This is a genomic window from Gordonia sp. 852002-50816_SCH5313054-c (assembly GCF_001665925.1).
Taxonomy (GTDB): domain Bacteria; phylum Actinomycetota; class Actinomycetes; order Mycobacteriales; family Mycobacteriaceae; genus Gordonia; species Gordonia jacobaea.
Genome location: NZ_LZTE01000046.1, coordinates 1 through 20,931, shown reverse-complemented (window position 1 = coordinate 20,931; position 20,931 = coordinate 1). Strand labels below are relative to the sequence as shown.

The 20,931-nt window shown below is 66.8% G+C and carries 14 protein-coding genes; 5 read left to right on the top strand and 9 right to left on the bottom strand.

Annotated features, from left to right (window positions below):
* Positions 1 to 168: 168 nt before the first annotated feature.
* Positions 169 to 2,055, top strand: a complete 1,887-nt coding sequence (locus A5788_RS11215; protein ID WP_049699455.1) for an alpha/beta hydrolase — start codon at positions 169 to 171, stop codon at positions 2,053 to 2,055.
* A 45-nt stretch (positions 2,056 to 2,100) separates the two neighbouring features.
* Here the strand turns inward: A5788_RS11215 and A5788_RS11210 are convergent, their stop codons facing one another.
* Together A5788_RS11210 and A5788_RS11205 are read right to left on the bottom strand one after the other, a co-directional pair.
* On the bottom strand, positions 2,101 to 2,529 hold the full coding sequence (locus A5788_RS11210) for a PPOX class F420-dependent oxidoreductase (protein WP_049699206.1): 429 nt from the start codon (positions 2,527 to 2,529) through the stop codon (positions 2,101 to 2,103).
* Between the two features lie 70 nt (positions 2,530 to 2,599).
* Positions 2,600 to 3,292: a TetR/AcrR family transcriptional regulator gene (locus tag A5788_RS11205; RefSeq protein WP_049699456.1), complete on the bottom strand. Its 693-nt coding sequence runs from the start codon at positions 3,290 to 3,292 to the stop codon at positions 2,600 to 2,602.
* 137 nt (positions 3,293 to 3,429) lie between these two features.
* Here A5788_RS11205 and A5788_RS11200 point away from each other — a divergent pair, with 137 nt between their 5' ends.
* A complete protein-coding gene (locus tag A5788_RS11200; RefSeq protein ID WP_049699457.1) occupies positions 3,430 to 4,371 on the top strand; it encodes a sterol desaturase family protein in 942 nt (313 codons plus the stop codon).
* Here the strand turns inward: A5788_RS11200 and A5788_RS11195 are convergent.
* The 3 genes from A5788_RS11195 to A5788_RS11185 form a co-directional block, all read right to left on the bottom strand.
* Positions 4,355 to 8,485, bottom strand: a complete 4,131-nt coding sequence (locus A5788_RS11195; protein ID WP_231894308.1) for a murein biosynthesis integral membrane protein MurJ — start codon at positions 8,483 to 8,485, stop codon at positions 4,355 to 4,357. The genes A5788_RS11200 and A5788_RS11195 overlap by 17 nt on opposite strands.
* A 257-nt stretch (positions 8,486 to 8,742) precedes the next feature.
* Positions 8,743 to 11,673 carry a DUF6049 family protein gene (locus tag A5788_RS11190; RefSeq protein ID WP_064868013.1) on the bottom strand — a complete coding sequence of 977 codons (2,931 nt, stop codon included), beginning with the start codon at positions 11,671 to 11,673 and terminating at the stop codon, positions 8,743 to 8,745.
* The gene (locus A5788_RS11185; protein WP_082938097.1) at positions 11,666 to 12,940 is read right to left on the bottom strand and encodes an NUDIX hydrolase; all 1,275 of its coding nucleotides are present in this window, start codon (positions 12,938 to 12,940) and stop codon (positions 11,666 to 11,668) included. The genes A5788_RS11190 and A5788_RS11185 overlap by 8 nt, the downstream gene beginning before the upstream one ends.
* Before the next feature lie 135 nt (positions 12,941 to 13,075).
* On the opposite strand from A5788_RS11185, the gene A5788_RS11180 reads away from it, so the two are divergent.
* Positions 13,076 to 14,539, top strand: coding sequence for a CCA tRNA nucleotidyltransferase (locus tag A5788_RS11180; RefSeq protein ID WP_064868016.1), 1,464 nt, complete (start codon positions 13,076 to 13,078; stop codon positions 14,537 to 14,539).
* 15 nt (positions 14,540 to 14,554) lie between these two features.
* Here the strand turns inward: A5788_RS11180 and A5788_RS11175 are convergent, their stop codons facing one another.
* Together A5788_RS11175 and A5788_RS11170 are read right to left on the bottom strand one after the other, a co-directional pair.
* On the bottom strand, positions 14,555 to 15,487 hold the full coding sequence (locus tag A5788_RS11175) for a diacylglycerol/lipid kinase family protein (protein ID WP_064868018.1): 933 nt from the start codon (positions 15,485 to 15,487) through the stop codon (positions 14,555 to 14,557).
* 143 nt (positions 15,488 to 15,630) lie between these two features.
* Complete coding sequence (locus A5788_RS11170; protein WP_049699212.1) at positions 15,631 to 16,722, bottom strand: aminotransferase class V-fold PLP-dependent enzyme; 1,092 nt, start codon at positions 16,720 to 16,722, stop codon at positions 15,631 to 15,633.
* A gap of 103 nt (positions 16,723 to 16,825) precedes the next feature.
* On the opposite strand from A5788_RS11170, the gene A5788_RS23540 reads away from it, so the two are divergent.
* On the top strand, positions 16,826 to 17,374 hold the full coding sequence (locus A5788_RS23540; RefSeq protein WP_064868021.1) for a hypothetical protein: 549 nt from the start codon (positions 16,826 to 16,828) through the stop codon (positions 17,372 to 17,374).
* Here A5788_RS23540 and A5788_RS11160 read toward each other — a convergent pair.
* On the bottom strand, positions 17,263 to 18,735 hold the full coding sequence (locus A5788_RS11160) for an MFS transporter (protein WP_442902863.1): 1,473 nt from the start codon (positions 18,733 to 18,735) through the stop codon (positions 17,263 to 17,265). The two genes, A5788_RS23540 and A5788_RS11160, sit on opposite strands and share 112 nt — an antisense overlap.
* A 37-nt stretch (positions 18,736 to 18,772) precedes the next feature.
* On the opposite strand from A5788_RS11160, the gene A5788_RS11155 reads away from it, so the two are divergent.
* On the top strand, positions 18,773 to 19,438 hold the full coding sequence (locus A5788_RS11155) for a YqgE/AlgH family protein (protein ID WP_064868024.1): 666 nt from the start codon (positions 18,773 to 18,775) through the stop codon (positions 19,436 to 19,438).
* A gap of 191 nt (positions 19,439 to 19,629) precedes the next feature.
* Here A5788_RS11155 and A5788_RS11150 read toward each other — a convergent pair.
* Positions 19,630 to 20,931: HNH endonuclease signature motif containing protein (locus A5788_RS11150; protein ID WP_156525503.1), on the bottom strand; the 1,302-nt coding region annotated here is incomplete at its 5' end.

Here is a 20,931-nt window from a genome sequence, read left to right as displayed (position 1 = left end):
TCCACTGCACCCGCGCCCAGCGGGCCAACAACCAGCAATTCCACTGCTGAGCAGTGCCCGGCTAACTTCGAAGAGCCGACATTGTCGTTGCGGCTCACCACGGTAGCGTCGCACAGGTTTAGGATTCACGAGTCACATCGATGTCCGATGACCACGAAGGGTGCCCAGGTGCCAGACAAGCCAGCGACCGGCTCCGAGCACGATGCGTCGTCGAAGACCAGTACCTCGGGTCCTACACCCGACGGTGACGGCCAACTCGCCGAGCCCAGCACTGTCGACAGCAAAGCGGCAGCCGACACCAAGCCCGCCGTCGAGAACAAGGCGGGCCAAGACAGCAAGGCGGACCAAGACAGCAAGCCCGACGCCGAAGACGAGCACGGCAGGTCGTCGTCGAGCTGGTCGTCGAAGCTGCGGCACGCGGCGCTGGCCTATGCGCATCGCATCAGTTTCGCCGGGCTCATGTTCGGGACGGTCTTCCTCTGGTTGTCGACGACGCCCTCATTGCTGCCGCGCGGCCCGTTGTTCCAGGGCGTCGTGTCGGGTGGCGCTGCGGCAGTCGGCTATTGCGTCGGTGTGTTCATCGCCTGGCTGGTGCGGTACATGCTGTCTCGCTCGGAGCGCTGGCCGTCGCCGAAGCGAAACTATTGGATTGCGTTGGGTTTGATCGCGATCATCGGCACGGTCGTGATGCTGTACTGGTATTCGCGGTGGCAGACCGAGATTCGCAATCTGATGGGTGTCGAGAACCTCACCTGGACGGCGTATCCGATCATCGCGATCTTCGCCGTGCTCGTCTTCGTGCTGTTGATGGTGATCGGGCAAGCATGGGCGAGTCTCGTGACATGGCTTGTGCGACAGCTCAGAAAGATCGCTCCGCCACGCGTTGCCGCGGTCGCGGGACTCCTCGTGGTCGCGCTGGTGACCGTATTCATCCTCAACGGTGTTGTCGCGAAGTACTCGATGAAGGCGCTCAACAGCACATTCGCCTCCGCCAACGACGAGGTCCGGCCGAACACCGCTCCCCCGACGTCCGGGCTCCGATCGGGCGGCCCCGGGTCGCTGGTGACGTGGGAGTCGCTCGGGCGTGAGGGTCGTGTGATCGTCTCCAACGGACCGGACATCGCGAAGCTGTCGGAGTTCAACCAGCAACCGGCGATGGAACCGATCCGAGCGTTCGTCGGACTGGGTTCCGGCGACAATCTGCGCGCCAACGCGCAGTTGGCTGCCGACGAACTCGTGCGCGCGGGTGGCTTGAAGCGCAAGGTGATCGCGATCGGGTCGACGACCGGATCCGGTTGGCTCAACAAGGCGACCATCGACTCGCTCGAATACATGTACAACGGCGACGTCGCCACCGTGGCGATGCAGTATTCGTATCTGCCGAGCTGGATTTCGTTCATCGTCGACAAGGAGCGAGCCCGCCAGGCGGGTGCGTCACTGTTCGAGGCGGTCGACGCCAAGGTGCGCGAGCTTCCCGAAGCGGAGCGTCCGAAGCTCGTCGTCTTCGGCGAAAGTCTCGGATCCTTCGGCGCCGAAGCGGCTTTCGGTACGGTCCCGACCGTCACCGCGCGGACCGACGGCGCGCTGCTCTCCGGGCCGACGTTCAGCAACACGCTCTGGAACGATGCCACCGCGGGCCGCGACAAGGGATCACCGCAGTGGCTGCCGATCTACAACAACGGCAGGCAGGTGCGCTTCATCGCCGACGAGAAAGATCTCGACCGGCCCGACGCACCGTGGGACTACTCGCGCATGGTCTATCTGCAGCACGCGTCCGACCCCATCGCCTGGTGGTCGCCGCAACTCATTCTGCGCGAACCGGATTGGCTCAAGGAACAGCGCGGCAGGGACGTCATCAGCGCGACGCACTGGATTCCGTTCGTCACCTTCCTCCAGGTCTCGGCCGACATGGCGGTGTCGGTCAATGTTCCCGACGGCCACGGCCACAACTATCAGTCGGCTATCCCCTATGCCTGGGCACGCATCCTGCAGCCGCCCGGCTGGACGGACGAGAAGACGCAGCAACTCGAGCCGCGACTGCACCGCGACGGGTAGTGCGTGCGGGGTCGCGACATTTCGGCGGAGTACTCGGTGAGCAGCTCAGTCGGCGATGTCGAATGCGGCGATGACCTTCGTCGGCGTCAGTCGCACGAGCGCTTCGCCGGGTACGGCATTGCGTTTGCCGTACTGCTCGGCGAGGTCGGGACCCATGTACCGTTCGGCGATTGCCGAGGCTGTGCGCAGTAGGTCGGTGGGGTCGTCGTCGAAGGCGACGGTGCCCTGGACCTGCACGAACGAGAACGGCGGCTTCTCGTCGTCGACGACGATGGTTGCCCTCGAATCACGTTGCAGCGCGCGACCTTTCGACGTATCCAGACCGGTGTTGAACACCAGCGCGCCATCTTCGACGATGAACCAGATCGGCGTGACCAACGCTCGGCCGTCCTTCGACACCCAGGCGATCTTGCCGGTTCGTGTTCCGGTGGAGAGGAATTCGACGACCTGGTCGGTCAGCTCGGCTGTGGACATGGTTCGGGTACCTTTCGTCCGGTGATGTCGGTTGTGCGGCGGTAGACCGATTTCCAGGGTAGGTCGTGTGTCAGGCCAGGCGCTGATACGTCGCGATGAACATCTCAACACAGACGTCCCGGATGTCGGAGACGTCGGCGGCCGGTGTTCCGGCGTCGGTCGCGATGTACCAGTCGACGAGGAGCTGCGTGAGAGCACCGATCAACCCGACCGCGGCGAGCCGGAACCGCTCCGGCGGCTGCTCGTCGTCGAATGCGATGTGCATGGCCAGTTCGGCCCACCCGTGAATCGCGTCCATCCGCAGTCGCTCGAGAGAGGCGTCGACTCCGACCACCTCGACGAGGATCACGCGCGCCATCCGTCGGTCGCCGGTGAGGCGTTCGAGCAGGGCGTCGAGGGCGACGCGGGTGAGTTGTGCGAGGCGCTGCTCAGCCGGTGCGTCGTCGCTGGTCGCGGGGCCGCTGGTGACGTCCGGGACCTGCAGGAGGCTCTCCCCTACGGCCGCGCGGCAGATGTCGACGCAGTGTTCGTACACGGCTGCCAGCAACGCATTTCGGTCGGAGAAGGACTCGTAGAAATAGCGCTGGGTGAGGCCGGCCTCGTCGCAGAGCCGCTTGACCGACACGTGACGAAAGCCTTCGCGGCCGAACAGGTTCAGTCCGGCGTCGACAAAAGCTGCTCGACGCCGCGCCTGACGTTGCTCGGGCCCCGTTCCGGCGTACAACCGCCCCGAAGGTCCGGGCTGGGAGGTCTCGAGTGTCACGGAATCCTTTCCTGTCTGGTCGGCCTGTCTGTCTCGTTGGCCTGGCGGCATGGACACGCCCCATCTGAGACGATACTGTGTCAACATAAATCTGACACATAGCCGTGTCAGATAGCGGACCGGAGGTGACGCTCACGATGCTCGAACTACTCCCCGACCCGATGCGGGAGCCGACGGTCCTCGCGATCCCGTTCTTCGTGACGATGCTGGCCATCGAGTGGTTCGCGGCCTACAAGCTCGAGGAATCCGACGACGAGGGCCGCGCGCCGAAGGGTGCCTACGAGAAGCGCGATGCCCGTGCGAGTCTGTCGATGGGTGTGGTGTCGATTGCCACGAGCGCGGCGTGGAAACTGCTTGGGCTGCTCGTGTACACGGCGATCTTCACCTACCTCGCGCCGTGGCATCTTCCGGCCACCGCCTGGTACACGTGGCTTATCGCGTTCCTCGGCGTCGACTTCTTGTTCTACTGGTCGCACCGGGTGTCGCATCGGGTGCGGCTCGTGTGGGCGACGCACCAAGCGCACCATTCGAGCGAGTATTTCAACTTCGCGACGGCGCTGCGGCAAAAGTGGAATATCAGTGCGGCGCTAGTGATGTGGCTGCCACTCCCCCTCCTCGGTGTGCCGCCCGCGTTGGTGTTCGCCGCGTACTCGCTGAACCTGGTGTACCAGTTCTGGATTCACACCGAGCGCATCGACAAGATGTGGCGCCCTTTCGAATTCGTCTTCAACACGCCGTCGCATCACCGGGTGCATCACGGGAGTGATCCGGAGTATCTCGACCGCAACTACGCAGGCACGCTGATCATCTGGGACAGGCTGTTTGGCTCGTTCTCGCCCGAAACACACCGTCCCACATACGGACTCACCAAGTCGGTCGGCACGTACAACATCGTGAAGCTTCAAACACACGAGTACGCGAGCATCGCGCGCGACGTCCGCGGAGCGGCAAGCTGGCGTGCCCGCCTGGGTTACGTGTTCGGTCCACCCGGGTGGGCACCCGCAAGCGTCGCCGGAGCCGGCGCCACTGGGACCGAAGCAGTCGAAAGCGGTGACGGGCGCGTCAGCGCGCCATCGTGACCTGGCCGATCTGTACCTGGTAGCTGCCGTTGCCTGTGCTCGGCAGCGAGGTGAGCCAGACCATCACGTAGCGACTGCCCTGCGGATTCTCGACCGTCAGCGTCGTGCTCGGCTGATCGACCGTGCCGGTTGCCAGCGTCGAGGTCTGCGCGGCGGTCGGCGTTGCCGACGGTGCGGTGCGGATCTCGACGTTGAAGCCGGGCGTCGGCGTCTTGATGGTCACGGCCTTGACGTTCTGCTCACTGCCGAGGTCGAACATGAGGCCCATGCCGTTCTTGAGTCCACCGAAAGCCGCTGAGCCGCGGTAACTGTCGCTGCGCCACGGCGGAGCGACACCGCTGATCACGTTCTGCAGATTGACGGAATTGTCCGGCGGCTGAGCGGAGAAGTCGACGATCGAGACGGCATTGAGCGGGATCGCCGTGCCCGCAGCGGGCGGGGGCGCCGGGTTGCCGGGTGTGGCAGGTGCCGAGGTCGTCGGGAGGATCGAGTTGATGTTGGTGTCGCCCTCGTCGCCACCGAAAATGCCTGTGGCCCAAACGATCAGCGCGATGACAACAAACAGCGCGAGGAGCGCCGCGCCCGCGAGCAACCCGACGTTGCGCTTACGAGCGGCCGCGGCCGCCGACGGTTCGTGGGTGCCGATCCGTACCGGCGCCTCGTCGTCGTTGATGGCGGGCAGCATGTCGGTCGGGAGGTCGAGGACGGTTGCCTGGTCGAGGACATGCTGGACGGTGCCCGCAGTGCGGATACCGCGTGCGCCGTCGAGTGCGCGCGAGGCGACCGCTGAGATCTCGAAAGGTATGTCGGACTTGACCTCTCGCGGATCGATTGGTTCACCGTCGGGTCCGGGGGAGGCGATGGGCAGTCCGCCGACGGGCGTCGTCGTGTCGGCGGTGGTGACGAGGTGGTGTCCGGTCTCGCCGTCGAGAGGCCACCGTGCGAGCAGTAGCGCGTACAGCACGGCGCCGAGTCCGCGGACATCCGACGACTTGTCGTCGCCCGCTAGGGTTCCCGGGAAAGCGAGTACGGCATTGCCGTCGGTGCTGATCCGAATCCGGTCGGGATGGTCGATGGAGAGCGCGCCGCCGGAACGGTGTGCGGCTTCGGCGGCGGCCGCAAGCGCGCGGACGGCACGGGCGGCGCCGATGGGGGAGGGACCCGACCGTGCGACGTCGGCCAACGACGAACCGGGGACCCATTCGGTGACGACGATGCCACCCGACGATCCACGCACGACGTCGAGAACGCGTGCGACGCCCGCGGAGCTGATCTGGCCCAGCCGCAGAGTGCGGGTGAGAACGCCCTGGGGGCCGGAATCGCTTGCGCTCGGCTGATCTCCGCGCTCGGGCGGCGGGGCGAGCTGCTCGGCGTCGACGAAGGTCAGGCCGACCTCGCGGTCGAGGTTGATGTCCTGTGCGCGCCAGAACTGGAGGCCACGGGTGCCGCCGTGGGTGTCGAGGAGGCGGTAACGACCGCCGGCCACTGCCGCGCCGGGGATGAGGCGCGGTCCGCGGCGCACGGGCGTGCCGAGGGCCTCGGGACGGTCGGGATCGGGGGTCGGTCCGCCGGTCTTTGAGGATGAGCGCGACTCATTGGTCTTGGCCTGCTCACTCGTCGTATCGGAGGACGTCTCGGACTGGGGGGTGGTCTCGACCTCGCTGCCACTCAAGCCGCTATCAGTCAAGCCGCTGTCAGTCACGCGTCGGACTCCTTTCCTGCGATACCGAATATCTCGTGGTTCACGCGTTGGTGAGCCGACTTCGAGACCCCGACCACCGGCGGCACCACCGCTGAGCACCGCATACGACTGCCAGGTCGCGGTACCACGGTCGAATCGCCGGACCACTTGTACCTGACCAGAGTACGGGAGCGATTCATCGGCAGTGACCCGCGGAAACTGAACCGTGATGGTCGGCGACGATTCCGTGACCTGACCGGCGGGCGGCGCGAGAGCGGGGATGAACCGACCGAGCAAGCGGCGCACCGAATTACCGATCGCCACGACGTCGGGCAGTCCTGCCGCCGACAGCCCCGCGTAGGTCACACCGAGCACCACGACCGCGGTGATCAGCAGATATGCCAGCGAACCGAGCTTGCCCTCTGCCGTGCCCAGATAGTGGAGACCCGACAACTCGGCGACGACCCACACGATCGCGGCGACGCCGAGCGACACGATCAGCGTCACGATCGTCGTGCGCGCAACCCCCTCGAGGCGTCGGTAGGCGAGGCGCTTACGAAGGAGGAAGTGTCCGACGATCGCGCCCGCGAGATAGCCGAGACCATTCGACAGCGACAGCCAACGGATCACCATGTGCGGATCGGAGAAGAGCACCGGACCCAGATACGACGACGCGATCTTGACGACGGTGATGCCGAGCGCGATCCAGGTCGGAGTCCACGCGTCCTGCGCGGCGTAGAACACGCGGAGCTGGACAAGCGTGATGGCGTAGGGGATGAGCGTGAACGCGCCCCAGGCGAGCACGGAGCCGAGCTGTGAGGAGATCGAGGCGTCGAACTTGCCGAAGTTGAAGATCGCGATACCGATTGCCGGTCCGAAGAACGTCATGAACGCGACCGTCGGGACCAGAGCGACCATCGTCAGGCGGGAGGCGAGGGAGAGATCGTCGACGACGGCGTCGCGGTTGTCGGCGGCAGCGTTGCGCGACAGGCGCGGCATGATCGCGGTCAGGATCGTCACGCCGAGCACGCCGTACGGGAGCTGCAGAAGCTGCCAGTGCGTCGCATACACCGAGATGCCCGACGAGTCGGCGTGTGAGGCGATGCGGTAGGTGATGACGAGTCCGACCTGCAGGATCGCGACGTAGCCGACGATCGCAACCGCCTGGCGCCCGAAGGCGCGCAACCGCGCGTCGATGCCCCACTGCAGCTTCAGCTGCACCCCCGCGCGACGCAGCCACGGGATCAGAATGCACGCCTGCAGAACGACGCCGAGCGTGGTGCCGATACCCAGGACCAGCAGCTTGGGCTCGGACATCTTGACCGGATTGAGGGTGATCTCCCCGGGCATCAGCGCGTACAGGACGAGCGTCGCGATCTGGACGACGTTGTTCAGCACCGGAGCCCACGCACCCGGTTTGAACAGGCCCTTCATGTTCAGGATGGCGATGAACAGCGCCGACAACCCGTAGAACAGGATCTCCGGCAGCAGCAGATAGGCGAGCGCTGTGGTCAGCGGCCTGTTGACGTCGCCGTCGCCGACGTTGAGGTAGGTGAGCAGGGGGGCAGCCACGAGGGCGATGACCGTCGCAGCGCCGAGCATGCACAGCGCAAGGGTGAAGATGCGGTTGATGAAGCCTCGACCACCGTCGGGGTCCTCGGCTTCCGCGCGGACGAGCGTCGGGATCACGATCGCGGTCAGCACGGCACCGAGGACGACCTCGGCGATCATATTCGGCAGCACGTACGCCGCCTGGAACGCGGACGCGATCGCGGGACCGAGCATCGCAAGCACCAGCACGGTTCGGATGAACCCGGTGATGCGGCTGGTCAGCGTGGCGAGCGCGATCGACCCGGACGTCTTGACGATGCTCGCGTCGGAGTCGCGCGCGAGACCGGTCGACGACGAGTCGTCGGTGTCTGGGGTGTCGGCGTCTGGGGTGTTGGGTTTAGAAGTATCGGCCTCGCGCGCCTGGGTCGCGGTGGACGCCAGCGCAGCGGCCCGCGCTGCGGGAGTCGGCGCGGGCCGGCCCTGGGCGTTCGACGTCTGTGACTTCGACGGTTCGGGCCGGCGCGCGCTCGCCGAAGGTCGGGTCTCGCGCAGCGGACGTCCCGCGCGGGGAGGCTGGGCAGCGCGCGGAGGCTGGGCGGCACGTCGAGGTTGGTTACCGCGCGGCGGTTGGTCAGTCGGTGGTTGATCGGTCGGTGGCCGCCGTGCACTCGGCGGCTGCTGGGCACGGTCGGTGCGGGGGCGTTCGTGCTGGCCGTCGCGGTGGGGAGGCAGATCACGGGACGGGCGCGGATCGCGAGTCGTCGAACGTGGGGCGTCCGGGCGTGCCGGAGGGATCACACGGGGAGCTGCTCGCCCCGACAGCGGTGGGCGAGCACCGACCGGCCCGTTCAGCGGTGCCGGTCCGACGCCGGGGTCACGCATACCGGGGTCGCGGGGGCCCGAGGCACCCGGCCCGCGCTGCGTCGTCGCATCAGTCGGCGGTACGCGACGCGGCGCGGCACGGCGCTGTTGTTCGGGCGCGGATCGCTTCTGTTGTTCTGACGGGGCCGGCCGCAGTGAGTCTTGTGCACCTGGCTGCTGTGCCTCTGATTCGGCTCGCCTCTGTGGCTCCGACGCGGCTCGCCGCGGTGACTCTGGCGCGGATCGCCGTGGCTGATCGCCGCGTTGTCCTCGATCGCTCATGCGCCTGTCCTGTCCGTGCCACTGTCCTTTGCTCTACTGCTGTCGACCGCTCTGCCACTGTCGACCGCTCTGCTGCTGTCTAGTGCTGTGTCGTCCTTGGCCCTAGGTGGCTCAGCGTCGTCGCGCGCGATCCCGTCGAACTGATCGGTCTCGACGAGTGCTTCCTCCTGTTGGAGGGTACGGCGCCGCTGCTGGTACGTGCTCGCCGCGAGCATCCGTTCCAGCTCGTCGGGCTCGGGACGGTCCTGGTCAGCGGGGTCGGGCCTGCCGCGGAACCGGCGCCACAGGCGGCGTGCCGTGAGCAAGATCAACGCGACCGCTGCGCAAATCGTGACGATGAACAGCGGTTTTCCGTACGCGTTCGAGTACACCGACAGTTTGATCGGGGTGCCGAGTGTGACACCGGTTACCGTCGACATCCCGATCGTCACCGTCATCGCCTCGGATGACTGCGCGTGGGTCGGCAACTGGATCTGTCGGGTGCCGCGTGCCGGGATCTCGACGACCCCGACGTCGCCGATCTCGAGATCCTTCGGCGCGGTCGTGGTGATGCGGACCCTGATGGGAAGCGCGAGGTCGTTGCGTACGACGAGCAGCAGCGGACTTCGCTCCGAGGCGAGGGTATATCGGCCGCCGGGGTCAAGGATGGTGACCGATCCGTGCATTCGGCGGAGCGTCGAGTGCACCGCATCGACACGCTGCTGACGTTCTCGCCCAAGGCGGGTCCGTGTTGCGGTGTTGTTCTCGTCGGGCGATCGGATCGAGCGGAGCAGATCCTCACGCAACTGGGAGACGTAACGCTCGGGACTGGCGTCGACGTCGGCCGAATCGACCAGCGCACCCTGCAGGCGCCACGATTCGTCGGCTGCCGACCGGATCGAGTCGACGGTGCGGTCGGTGAGCGCTGGTCCGATCTGTGAGACAGGGCCGATACCCGGGGGTTCGACGAGCCGTGCGGGTGCTGCGGCTCCGCCGATCCTGTTGACCAGGTCGTCGAGCGGGGCCGGCGTAGCTGCGCGCGAGCCGAAGAGAACAGTGGCGGTCGAGAACAGTGCGCTCGCGTCGTCGGAGGTGGCCGACCAGTAGGTCGGGGGCATCACGACGTCCGCGCGTCCGGCGGTATTCGTGACGGGAGTGCTGGTGTTCAGTTCTCCGCTCGTGCTGGACCCGGGAGTCGCGATCGAGCGGAAAGCCAGTGCCGCCACGGCGGCTTGGCGCCTGCTGACCGGAGACTCGGCGTCGAGGTCGAACTGCTGGCTCGGCGGAGTGAGTGCGGAAACCAGGGGGGCCGTGCCCACCGCACCCATTGCGGCGCTGACCGACGAGTCGTAGGTCTGGGTGAGCAGTCCGCCGACGTTGTAGAGGCCCGCGGCGTTCGGATTCCCGGTCGGATCCACCGACGACGCCGATGCGAGCACCTTGCCGTGTCCCGTATCGCGCAGCAGCTTGCTGCCCGCCTGATCGACCGCGCCGAGCGCGGGAATCGTCAGGCCCCGCACACTGCGCACCCCGAGAATTGCGTCGACGACGTCTGCGGGTGCGTCAAGCGCGGCGGCGGTCAGTCCCGAGCGCTCGATACGCGCCAGCGAGGTCAGATCTGTCTGACTGAACGGCAGCGCGACCACACACGTCCGTGCCGCCACACCACGAAGGTCTGCCAGCCACTGCGTGGCGGCGTCGCTACCGGTGCCGGGTGTGGTGCGCGACGTCGGGTCGGCGGGGTTGCTGGACACCTCATAGCCCAGCGACATCGCGCGAACGGTCACCAAAAGGTCTGGGTCGACGGCGAGGCACATGCTTCGTTGCAGGTCGGAGGCGGTCTGCTGGGTCGGGGCCGTCGATGTTCCCGAGCCTGGGTTTGCCGAACCGGGCGTCCCAGAACCCGACGTTTGAGAATCAGACGTCGCGGAACCGGATGACGTGTCAGACCCGGAGGTCGCCGAACCGGAACCACTCGCTGGTGGGTTCGAGGCGCTGCCGGAGTCGCCGGGGGTGCCGGCACCCCCGGCCGAATCGTTCGCGGCGGTGCCGACGACGTTGCGTGCGGACTCGAGGAGTTCGTGCAGGCGACCGCCGTCGCGCAGTGAGCGGGCCATGTCGTCGCTGATCAGGCGGACCGGTTGGGTGCCGCCACCGAGACCCCCGGGCGCGAGTTGGGGGGGAGCCGCGAGCGGCCAGAGCATCGTGATGCGTGCGGGGTCGGAGATGTCGGCCGACACCGCGCCGTCGGCGCCTAGGCCATCGTTTCCGCTGGTGGACGTGCTGTCGGTGCTGCCCGGCGTCGAATCGAATTCCGACGAGTCGAATTGTGCGGCCCGACCTTTGTCCGGCGGCAGCGAGAGAACCGGGAGCAGCGTCCGAGAGCCTGCGACCTGGGCCATCGACCCGTAGTCGGGGACGCCGTTGACGTTGACCTGCAGCGGGTACACACCGGGCCGCGATATCTGCATGCCCGATTCACCCGAGAGTGACATGTTGATTCGGAACGAGACCTCGGCGCCGGGAGCGAGTTCGTCGGTGAGATTGCGGAACGCTCCGGCGACGGCGATCGGAGGATGCGCGACGGCAAGACTGCTGCGCAGACCCGCGGCGTCGCGGACGGCGTCGCCGCGTTCGAGGCGGATGCTCAGATCTTTGATCGTGCGCGAACTGGTGTTCCGTACGTGGCCCTCGACGGTGACGTCCGGTCCCGACGTCGTGGTCACCATCGACGGCGTGAGTGTGTCGATGACCACGGAGGCAAACCGCTGGTCGTCGGACGGTGACGTCGTCGCGCCCGAGGTGCCGGTGGTGGGTACCGCTGCGGCCGGAGCAGCACACAACGCCGCGACGATCACCACGCCGACAACAGCGAGAAGAACGCGCGCACGCGTGACGAAAGAGGCGCTCAGGCGCCGAGAACTACCGATGCGCAGGACGTCACGCATCCCCGGACGCAGGTCGCCGAGGACGCCTGCGCCGTCGACGCGGCCGCGCCTGGGGCTGACTGTCCGTGCGGCGCTTGACCTCCGAGCGATGCCCGACGTCGTTGCGTCGCTGATTACGTGCGGCTGCGGCTTTCTCATATGCGTTCGGTTCGGTGCGGCTGCTCTCGGCCTCGGATTGGGCCAACCGTGCGGGGTCGGCGGCCAGATCGGCGATCACGCCGCGCGCCATCCGGGCCAATCGCCGCTCGTCAGAGTACGTGAGCTTGCGTGGCAACTCGTGCAACGGCACCCACGCGACCTCGCTGACCTCGTAATCGGCGTCGGAAAGCTCTCCACCGACGCTCCGCAGCAGATAGTGATGCACCGTTTTGTGGATGCGTTTGCCCTCGCTGACAAACCAGTAGTCGATCTTGCCGAGGGGTGCGACCACCGTGCCCTGAATACCGGTCTCCTCCGCGACCTCGCGGATCGCGGTCTGTTCCGCGGTCTCGCCGGTCTCGATGTGCCCCTTCGGGAGCGACCACATCAACCTGCCGCGCCTGTCGACGCGGCCGATGAGCGCCGCTGACAGTTCGTCGACGGGGAGCTCGAGGTCGGAGATGACCAGCCCGCCCGCGGAGGTCTCGCGCACGGTCTGCAGCCGGTCGGGGCTGTTGGCGCTGCGATCGCCCGTGCGGGTGGCGCGGCGTCGGTTGCGGTTCTGGCCCGGTTTGGGCCCGTTCGACGCGTGGGTCAGGCCGGTCTTGGTGATCTTCGCGCTGACGACCGCGATGTCCGACGGCTTGGGCGGCGTCACCTTCGCATGCGCACCCTCGATCGACGTTTCGGCGTCACGGTCGGCGGGTTCGGCGTCGGCCATGCCTGCTTCGACGCGGTGCGAGCGGGAAGTCGCGCGTGCGACATCCGCCGGCGACGGCGCGCGTTTGCGCTGTCGGTCTCGCTGCTTGTCGTTGTTCTTGCTGTTCAGGTTGTTCTTGCTGTTCAGGGCAGGGTCGGCACCGGCGCGATGGTCGGTCCCAGCGGTATCGGCGCGCCGGTTGTCCTGTGCGCGGCGTCGTCGACGACCCCTGCGCGAGCGGCGCGACGGGCCTGGTTTGCCAGCCGAACCAACGCCCGAGTTGCCCACCGGTTTCCCGCCGGAACCAGTCGATGTACCCGCGGCGTTGCCGGTCGTCGCTCCTGAATTTCCACCTGAAATACCGCCGTGACCAGCCGACGAGACGTCGCCTGAGACGTCTGCGCGGTTGGTCGGGGACTCGGTGGACACAGACTCGATGCTAGCCGCTGGTCACCTGCCGTTTGCCCAGTGCCGTGGGTGCGCGCGAACGGAACCGCTCAGAAGGGGGTTCGGCGCGGGTGCCGGGATGTTTCTGCGGTGCCCACGACGGTAGGCTGGCGTGCCGTGACCGACCCGACCGCATCGAACGCACGCATCGAGCGCCGCACCAGGCTTCTCGCGGCCGCCGCGGTCACCCTCCAGGGGCTTTCCGACGTTCTGGCGCCGCTCGGTGAGCGCTTTGCGACGGCTGATCACGAGTTGTACCTGGTAGGCGGTTCGGTGCGAGACGCGGTGCTCGGGCGCCTCGGCAACGACCTCGATTTCACCACCGACGCCCGCCCCGACGAGATCACCCGCCTGCTCACCGGATGGGTCGACGCGATCTGGGACACCGGCATCGAGTTCGGCACGATCTCGGCACGCAAGGGCGACGTGATGATCGAGATCACGACGTTCCGCGCCGACCAGTACGACCGCGTCGGGCGAAATCCAGAGGTCACCTTCGGCGATTCACTCGAAGCCGACCTCGTGCGCCGCGATTTCACGATGAACGCCATGGCCGTCGCGATCGGCCCGACCGGGCCAGCGGAGTTCCACGACCCGCTCGACGGAATGACAGCCCTCCTCGCCGGAATCATCGATACCCCTGCGACGCCTCAGGAGTCGTTCAACGACGATCCACTGCGCATGCTTCGCGCGGTGCGGTTCGTCTCGCAGCTCGGGTTCCGGCTCGCGCCGCGCGTGTTCGACGCGATCACCGCGATGGCCGACGAGATCAACCGCATCACCGCTGAGCGAGTGCGGGCCGAACTCGACAAACTCATCCTCGGCGAGCATCCCATCGAGGCGATCGATGTTCTGGTCGAGACCGGACTCGCCGATCGCGTGCTCCCCGAGATACCGGGCATGCAGCTCACCATCGACGAACATCACCAGCACAAGGACGTCTATCAGCACTCGTTGACCGTCTTGCAGCAGGCGATCGACCTCGAACGGGGCGACCCCGACCTCATCCTGCGCTGGGCCGCGCTGCTGCACGACATCGGCAAACCCGCGACCCGACGACACGAGCCCGACGGCGGCGTGAGCTTCCACCACCACGAGGTGGTCGGCGCGAAGATGGTGCGAAAGCGTATGCGCGCCTTGAAGTATCCGAAGGCCGTCGTCGAAGACGTGGCGACCCTGGTGTTCCTGCACCTGCGGTTTCACGGCTACGGAGAGGGTCGGTGGACCGATTCGGCTGTCCGACGCTACGTCACCGACGCCGGTCCGCTGCTCGATCGACTCAACAAGCTTGTGCGCGCCGACTGCACCACCCGTAACAAGCGCCGGGCTCGGCGGCTGCAGGAGAACTACGACAGCCTCGAAGAACGGATCACCGCGCTGGCAGCCGCGGAGGACCTCGAACGGGTGCGCCCCGACCTCGACGGCAACGCGATCATGGAGATCCTGCAGATCCCTGCCGGACCGGTCGTCGGACAGGCGTGGCGGTATCTGAAGGAATTGCGCCTCGACCGCGGCCCGCTGTCGCACGAGGAGGCCGTCGCGGCGCTTCGCGAGTGGTGGGCCGAGCGCGGAGAGGGTTAGCCGACGGCCTGCCACTCAGTGCGGTGCGTACACGTCGATGGCGCCCGGGATGATGTCGAAGACGGTGGGTAGCGACCCGACGATGTCGCCGTCGAGTGACACGTCGGCAGGCGGGTCGCAGTACAGGTCCACCTCGCGACCCTGCATGTCTTTGAACAGCGGATTCTTCTCGACGCGGCTGTAGAGCACCTGGGCGAGACCGCGCAGCAGCGAAAGTCGCGGGAGGTGCCGGGGGTGGGAGCCCATCACGATGTCGAAGACGCCGTCGTCGGCGCTGGCGTGGGGTGCGATCCGCATGCCGGCGCCGTACGTCGGGCCGTTGGCGATGGCGGTGAATGCGGCGTCGGTCTCGACCTCGACGTCGTCGACGCGCACTTGATAGTGGTGTCGATTGAGCTTGGGAAGTTGTCGCAGCGCGGCCAGGGCGAAGAGTGCGCGCCCGCTCGGCCAGGACAGATCCCGGGCGCGTTCGGCGACGGCCGCGTCGAATCCCGTCGCGGCGATGGTGCAGAACAGGTCGACGGTGCCGTCGGAGAAGGAAGCGCGACCGAGGTCGATGCGCCGCGTGTTGCCGTCGAGGACGATCGCGACAGCACGTGCGACGTCGTCGAGCGGAATGTCGAGCATGCGCGCGGCGTCGTTTCCGCTGCCTGCGGGGATGATTCCCAGCGGCAGCCGATTGCTGTGAACTGCGCGCAGCACTGTCTGAACGGTTCCGTCGCCACCCACGACGACGATCGCGTCGGCTCCGCGTTCGGCCGCGTTGGCGGCGAGCTGTGCGCTCTGTTCGCGCGTGTCGGCGGTCAGGACTTCGTGGCTGACGCCCCGGCCGCGCAGCACGGCTGTTGCGGCACCGAGGACGCGTTGTCCGGCGCCGTGACCCGACGTCGGGTTGGCGACGATCGCGAGGTGACCGACCGCGCTCTTACTCTCTGGGCTCGCAGACATCGAGGATCAGTCTGTCACATTGGCTCTCGGCAAAGGGGCAGGTCACACTGGTGGGTCGTCAGACCAAGTTGAACGTTTTACGCAAGTGCCTGGCGGTGTGAGCGGTTCTGATTGGCGCACTAATAGCCCCCGCGCGAAGCGCGCTAATAACCCATCGTGCGCAGGGCGTCGGCGAGGCGGTCGAGCTGCTCGCGTGTGACGTCGAGGTGCGGGCTGATTCGGAGGACCGACGTGTCGCCCGCGAGGGGGGCACGCCAGGAGTCGGCGGCGGTCACCAGCAGGCCGAGTTCGAAGAGTTTGTCGCGCGCCTGGTGGACGTCGGCGTTCTGGAATCCGGGAGGTGGGGCAAGGGTGACGATGGCCGACGGTTCGTCGACCGGTTCGAGCACCTGCCAACTGCCGATCCCGTCGAGCCGCTCGCGGGTGGTGCGGCCGATCGTGGCGAGTTCGCGGAAGACCCGCTGCTGACCGGTCTGGAGCACCTCGGACACTGCGACGCCGAGGCCGAGCATGCCCGCGATGAACGACTGCGACGGGTCGACCTCGACAGGGCGCAGCGAATCACGGCGCACGGCGAGGAATCCGACGCCCCGGGGGCCGGTCAGCCATTTGCGGCTGGTGCCGTAGACGACGTCGGCGCCGGTGACCGTCGGTACGTGTCCGACGGCCTGCGCCATGTCGGCGACGACGGGCACGCCCACCTGATGAGCGACCTCGACGATCCGCGCCACAGGCTGCACTGCACCCGACATCGAGCCGACGTGGCAGATGTGGATGAAGTCGGGCTGCTCGAATTGCAGCATGTTCTCCAGCGCGTCCGTGTCGACGTGGCCGTACACGTCGCCGTCGGGAAGCGGCCGGACGGCGTAGCCGCGGCGCTCGAACTCGACGAGGTTGGGCCCGAACTCGTTCTTGGCAACCCAGACCGTCGACGCCATGGGCAGACTCCAAGAGGTCAGCAGCGTGCGTAGTGCGGCACGGGCACTCTCGCGGTAGGTGAGCTCGTCAGGGGTGTGACCGAGGAGTTGGGCGATGTCGCGCTTGTCCCTGGCGATCTCTTCCGCGCGGTCGTCTGCTGCGACGTACGAACCGCGTTCGGCCTCACGCCACAGATGCGCCGACACTGTCCCGATGACAGCGTTCGACGAACGTCCCGCCGACGCGGCATCCAGGTGTGTGATCGCCGGCTCGAGACGAGCGCGGTGGAATTGCTCTCCCAGCTCGCTCACATACATGAACAAAACGTACCGTGCTCACAAAACGCACCGTGCTGCGTCCTGGGGAATCTTGGGGAGTCCATAACGGAACCAACCAGCCCCGCTGAACGTCTGATGACGCGTGGATCCCTTGATCGAGTACGTGTTCGGCCCCGGCGATGGCACGTTGAGCCGTTGGTCGAGCGCTGCCGACCTCGACCTCGACGCCGACGGCACCCTCGACGCGGTCAGCATCGACTTCGACGGTGACGGACGTGCCGACGACGCCATGTGGGATGTCGACGGCGACGGCCACGCCGACGTCGCAGCACTCGACATCGACGACGACGGCCGACCCGAGCGCCAGTACCGCGACTCGGGACGCGGCCTGTGGGATGTCGCGGTGGGGCAGGGCGTCACCGCAGGTCAGGGCAAGGCGCCCGAGCCGACGCCGCGCGCCGGGCGTCAACCCTCGACACAGCGGCTCGACCTCGACGGAGACGGCAGAGTCGACGCCGAGGTCGTCGATACCGGGGTCGCTGATCCCGGGGCGGGAGGCTCGGGAGCCGAGCGTCGGCTCTATGTGGATTCCGACGGTGACGGCGATTTCGACACCGTGCTCGTCGACTCCGACGGCGACGGGATCGCCGACGCGGCCTTCGGTGCCGATGCGCCCGAGTTCGGCAGATAAGAGTCCGAGTGCTTCTCCTGCTCACGCTCGTGGCGGGCGTGCTCGGCTGCGTGGTGGCTCGCGCCGACCAGCTCGTCGCGTCCCGGGTGCACGAACCGCACGGCGGCGATTCCGACCAGGTAGATCACCACGGCAACCACGACGAGTGCCGGCGTCCGGCCGTCGGGCGCAATCGTGGTGGCGGCGATTGCGATCGCAGCGACGTAGGCGATGTTGAACACCGCGTCCTGGACCGAGAACACCTGGCCACGCACGGCGTCGTCGATGTCGACCTGCATCGACACGTCGCCGCACAGCTTGGCAACCTGGCCGATGAGGCCCAACACCACCGCGGAGATGCAGAAGACGACGAACGAGAAGGAGAGCAGCGACAGTTCCGCGACGGCTCCGACTGCCAGTGCGGTGATCAGCGTCGCCTTGCGACCGAATCGATCCACAGCGACCGGCGTGATGAATGCCGCAGCCAATGCGCCCGCTGCGGTGCAGCCGACGACGGCGCCGACACGGTCGAGGCCATCCCCGGATCCCGAATGGCGCGCGAGAACCAGCAGCATCAGCGTATTGATACCGAACACCACGCGATGCGCCCCGATCGCCGAGAGTGCGGCGGCCACCGGTTTGCAACCTGCGACGGCGATCGCGCCGTGCTGCAGACCAACGGCAACGGCGTGCACCGCCGAGCGGCCGGGATCGTCGGGGTGATCGGGACCGAGTTGCAGTCGCGGAAATCCACGTGCGAGGTACGCCGCGAGGATGGACATCACCACGGCCGCGATCATCGTGATCGCGCTGCCCGTGTTGTCCGATCCGGCGAGCAGGCGCACCCCCATCGCGAGGACAGCACCCACCGAGAGCATGAACCCGCCGAGCGTCGTGAACAGCGCGTTGGTCGCGACGATGACATCTTGCGACGCGACATGGGGGAGTCCGGCGGACAGACCGGATGCCACGAAGCGGCTGGCGCCGGTCACTGCGAGTGCACCGACAAGCACAACCGTGTCGGGGGTTCCCGTGGCGATGGCGATTGCGACGAAAGCGATCATCAGACCGCGAATCAGGTTGGCGTACAACAAGACAGCTCGACGGTCCCAATGGTCGAGGAGCGCTCCGGCGAAAGGACCGATGACCGAGTACGGGAGCAGCAGCACTGCCATGCCACCTGCGACGGCGAGCGGATCGGCGTGGCGTTCGGGATTGAACAACACTCCACCGACCAGCGCTGCTTGAAACACGCCGTCGGTCAGTTGGCTGGCGAGGCGCACGGAGAGCAGCCGTCCGAGACCAGGAGAACTGCGTAACGACTCGAGAAAATCGCGCCACGCGCCACGCACAGATCGGCCGTCGCGCGCAGTGGAGCTCACCAATCAAGAGTACCGACCTGCACGCATAAGGCATGCGATGATAATCACTGTGGGTGGTGACAACGCGGACGATTTCTCACCCGAGAACTCCGACGGAGCCGAGGGTGGCGGTATGCCTGATGCCCGCGACATGGAGTCGGCCAACAGCGTGCGGGCGGGTACCTTGCTTCTCGCTTCGACAGACCTGACCGAACCCACATTCGCGCGCTCGGTCATCTACATCATCGAACACAACGACGGCGGCAGCCTCGGCGTGATCCTCAACCGGATGAGCCAGACCGCGGTCCACAACATCCTTCCGCAGTGGACTGATCTCGCCGCGTCGCCGCAGGCGCTGTTCATCGGAGGTCCGGTGAAGCAGGATGCAGCGTTGTGCCTGGGAGTCACGAAACACGGCGTCGACATCGAGGGAATCGAAGGGCTTCGTCCGGTCGACGGCCGGGTGGTACTCGTCGACCTCGACGCCGACCAAGAACTTCTCGCCGAGGTCCTCGAGGGCGTGCGCATCTTTGCTGGATACGCGGGTTGGGGGATAGGCCAGCTCGACGCGGAGCTCGCCCAGGACAGTTGGCTGCTCGCCTCGGCGCTTCCACGCGACCTACTCGCACCGCCGACCGTCGACGTGTGGGCAGATGTCTTGCGACGCCAGCCCTGGCCCATGCCGCTGCTCGCGACCTTTCCGATCGACGTCGACCAGAACTGACGATCCCGCCGCCCCGCCGAGATCCCCCGCCGAGATCCAATGTCGGCCGACCGTTCTGAGCAGCGCCCAATCACATCTGCCCAACCACGTCTGCCCCGCCACCGTAGTGGTGGCGGGGTGTAGACGGGTTGCGGCACAACGAGATTCGACGTTGCGCCCGGGTCCGCGCGTCGTACTGGTTGGCGCGACGGTCAGGCTGCGTCGGCCAACGGTGGGCCGAGGCTGTCTGGCGGGTCGACGCCGTGGGGTGCGATGGGGCTGGCTGGTGGGGCAGGGCCCGTTGATGGGTTGGGGTCTGTGGGCGGGTCGGGGTCGAGTTCGAGTGGCCTGGGGAGGTTCCATCGGATGTCGACCCGCCTGCCGAGGCGCCGAGTATCTGCGGAAGGCATCCCATCCAACAGCGCGAGTTCGACTCCGGTAAGCGTCTGACATGTCACCTGCCTGCTCGGCAAGTCCGGCACCGAGGACGGCGACACCATCCAGGCACCCACTGCGTCCGCGACGATCTCGGCGTCCGGTGTACCCGAGCCTCGCACGCCGATCTCGGTGACTGTCGCGTCTGTGCCTATGCCTGTTGTGCGTGCTGCGGCTTGGTTGCTGGTGTGTTCGGCGGTGAGGTAGTCGCGGAAATCAGCTGTGACGTCGGCGATGCGGTTGATGTGTTCGGGATTCTCCGGCATACCCGGCTTGGCGTTGAGCCGCCACGCAACACGTCCGGTATCAGGTCCTTCGGTGATCATGCGGGTCGTGAACTGGCCGGGCTTCGTGCCGACCCGCCGGTTGTGCACATCACACGCAGGCACCAACTGGTCGATGTCAGTCAAGCCGCCGTCGGCCCAGTCTTTCGCGGCGTGATGCATCTGCACCCTGCTCGCGGGCTGATTACAACCCGGTGCCGAACACATCTTCCCGCCGGGTGAGGCGAATGAGGCCAACCGTTGTCCCAGCGACGCGATCCGCTTCGACCGACCCAAATACAGCGGCACGCTGGTGTGCTCACCGAACACCGCCAAATACTGGCTGGCCCCGGTGGAGGCGGCCATCTCGATCACGTCGCCGATCGGGAGGAGTGTTCCGGACGTGGTTTGTGCGATCCCTGCCTGCTCTTCGAGTTCCTGCAGGCTGGTGGTGACGATCACCTGAATCGGCAACCCACGGTGGGTGTTGCCGAGCATGCCGGATTCCAACACCTGGCCGAGTAGTGCGGAGAAGGCGTCGTGGTTGCGTTGTGCGGGTGAGCGTTCATCACGCAGCGCAGCTGCCGCGACCTGTTCGGCATTCGCCATGGTGATCGGCCCGACCGGCGACTCCGGGTCGTCCGGGTTATTCATGCCGGGTTTGGCCCACGCGTCCAACACCGTGTCGAGTCGGGCGCGGGCGATCGGATCCAAATCAGCGGTCAACCGCGACATCAACTGCGCGTTCTGCCGGTTCACCCACAGGCGGCGTCGACGTTTACGATCCTTCGAGGTGGTCAGCGTCCCATCCGGATC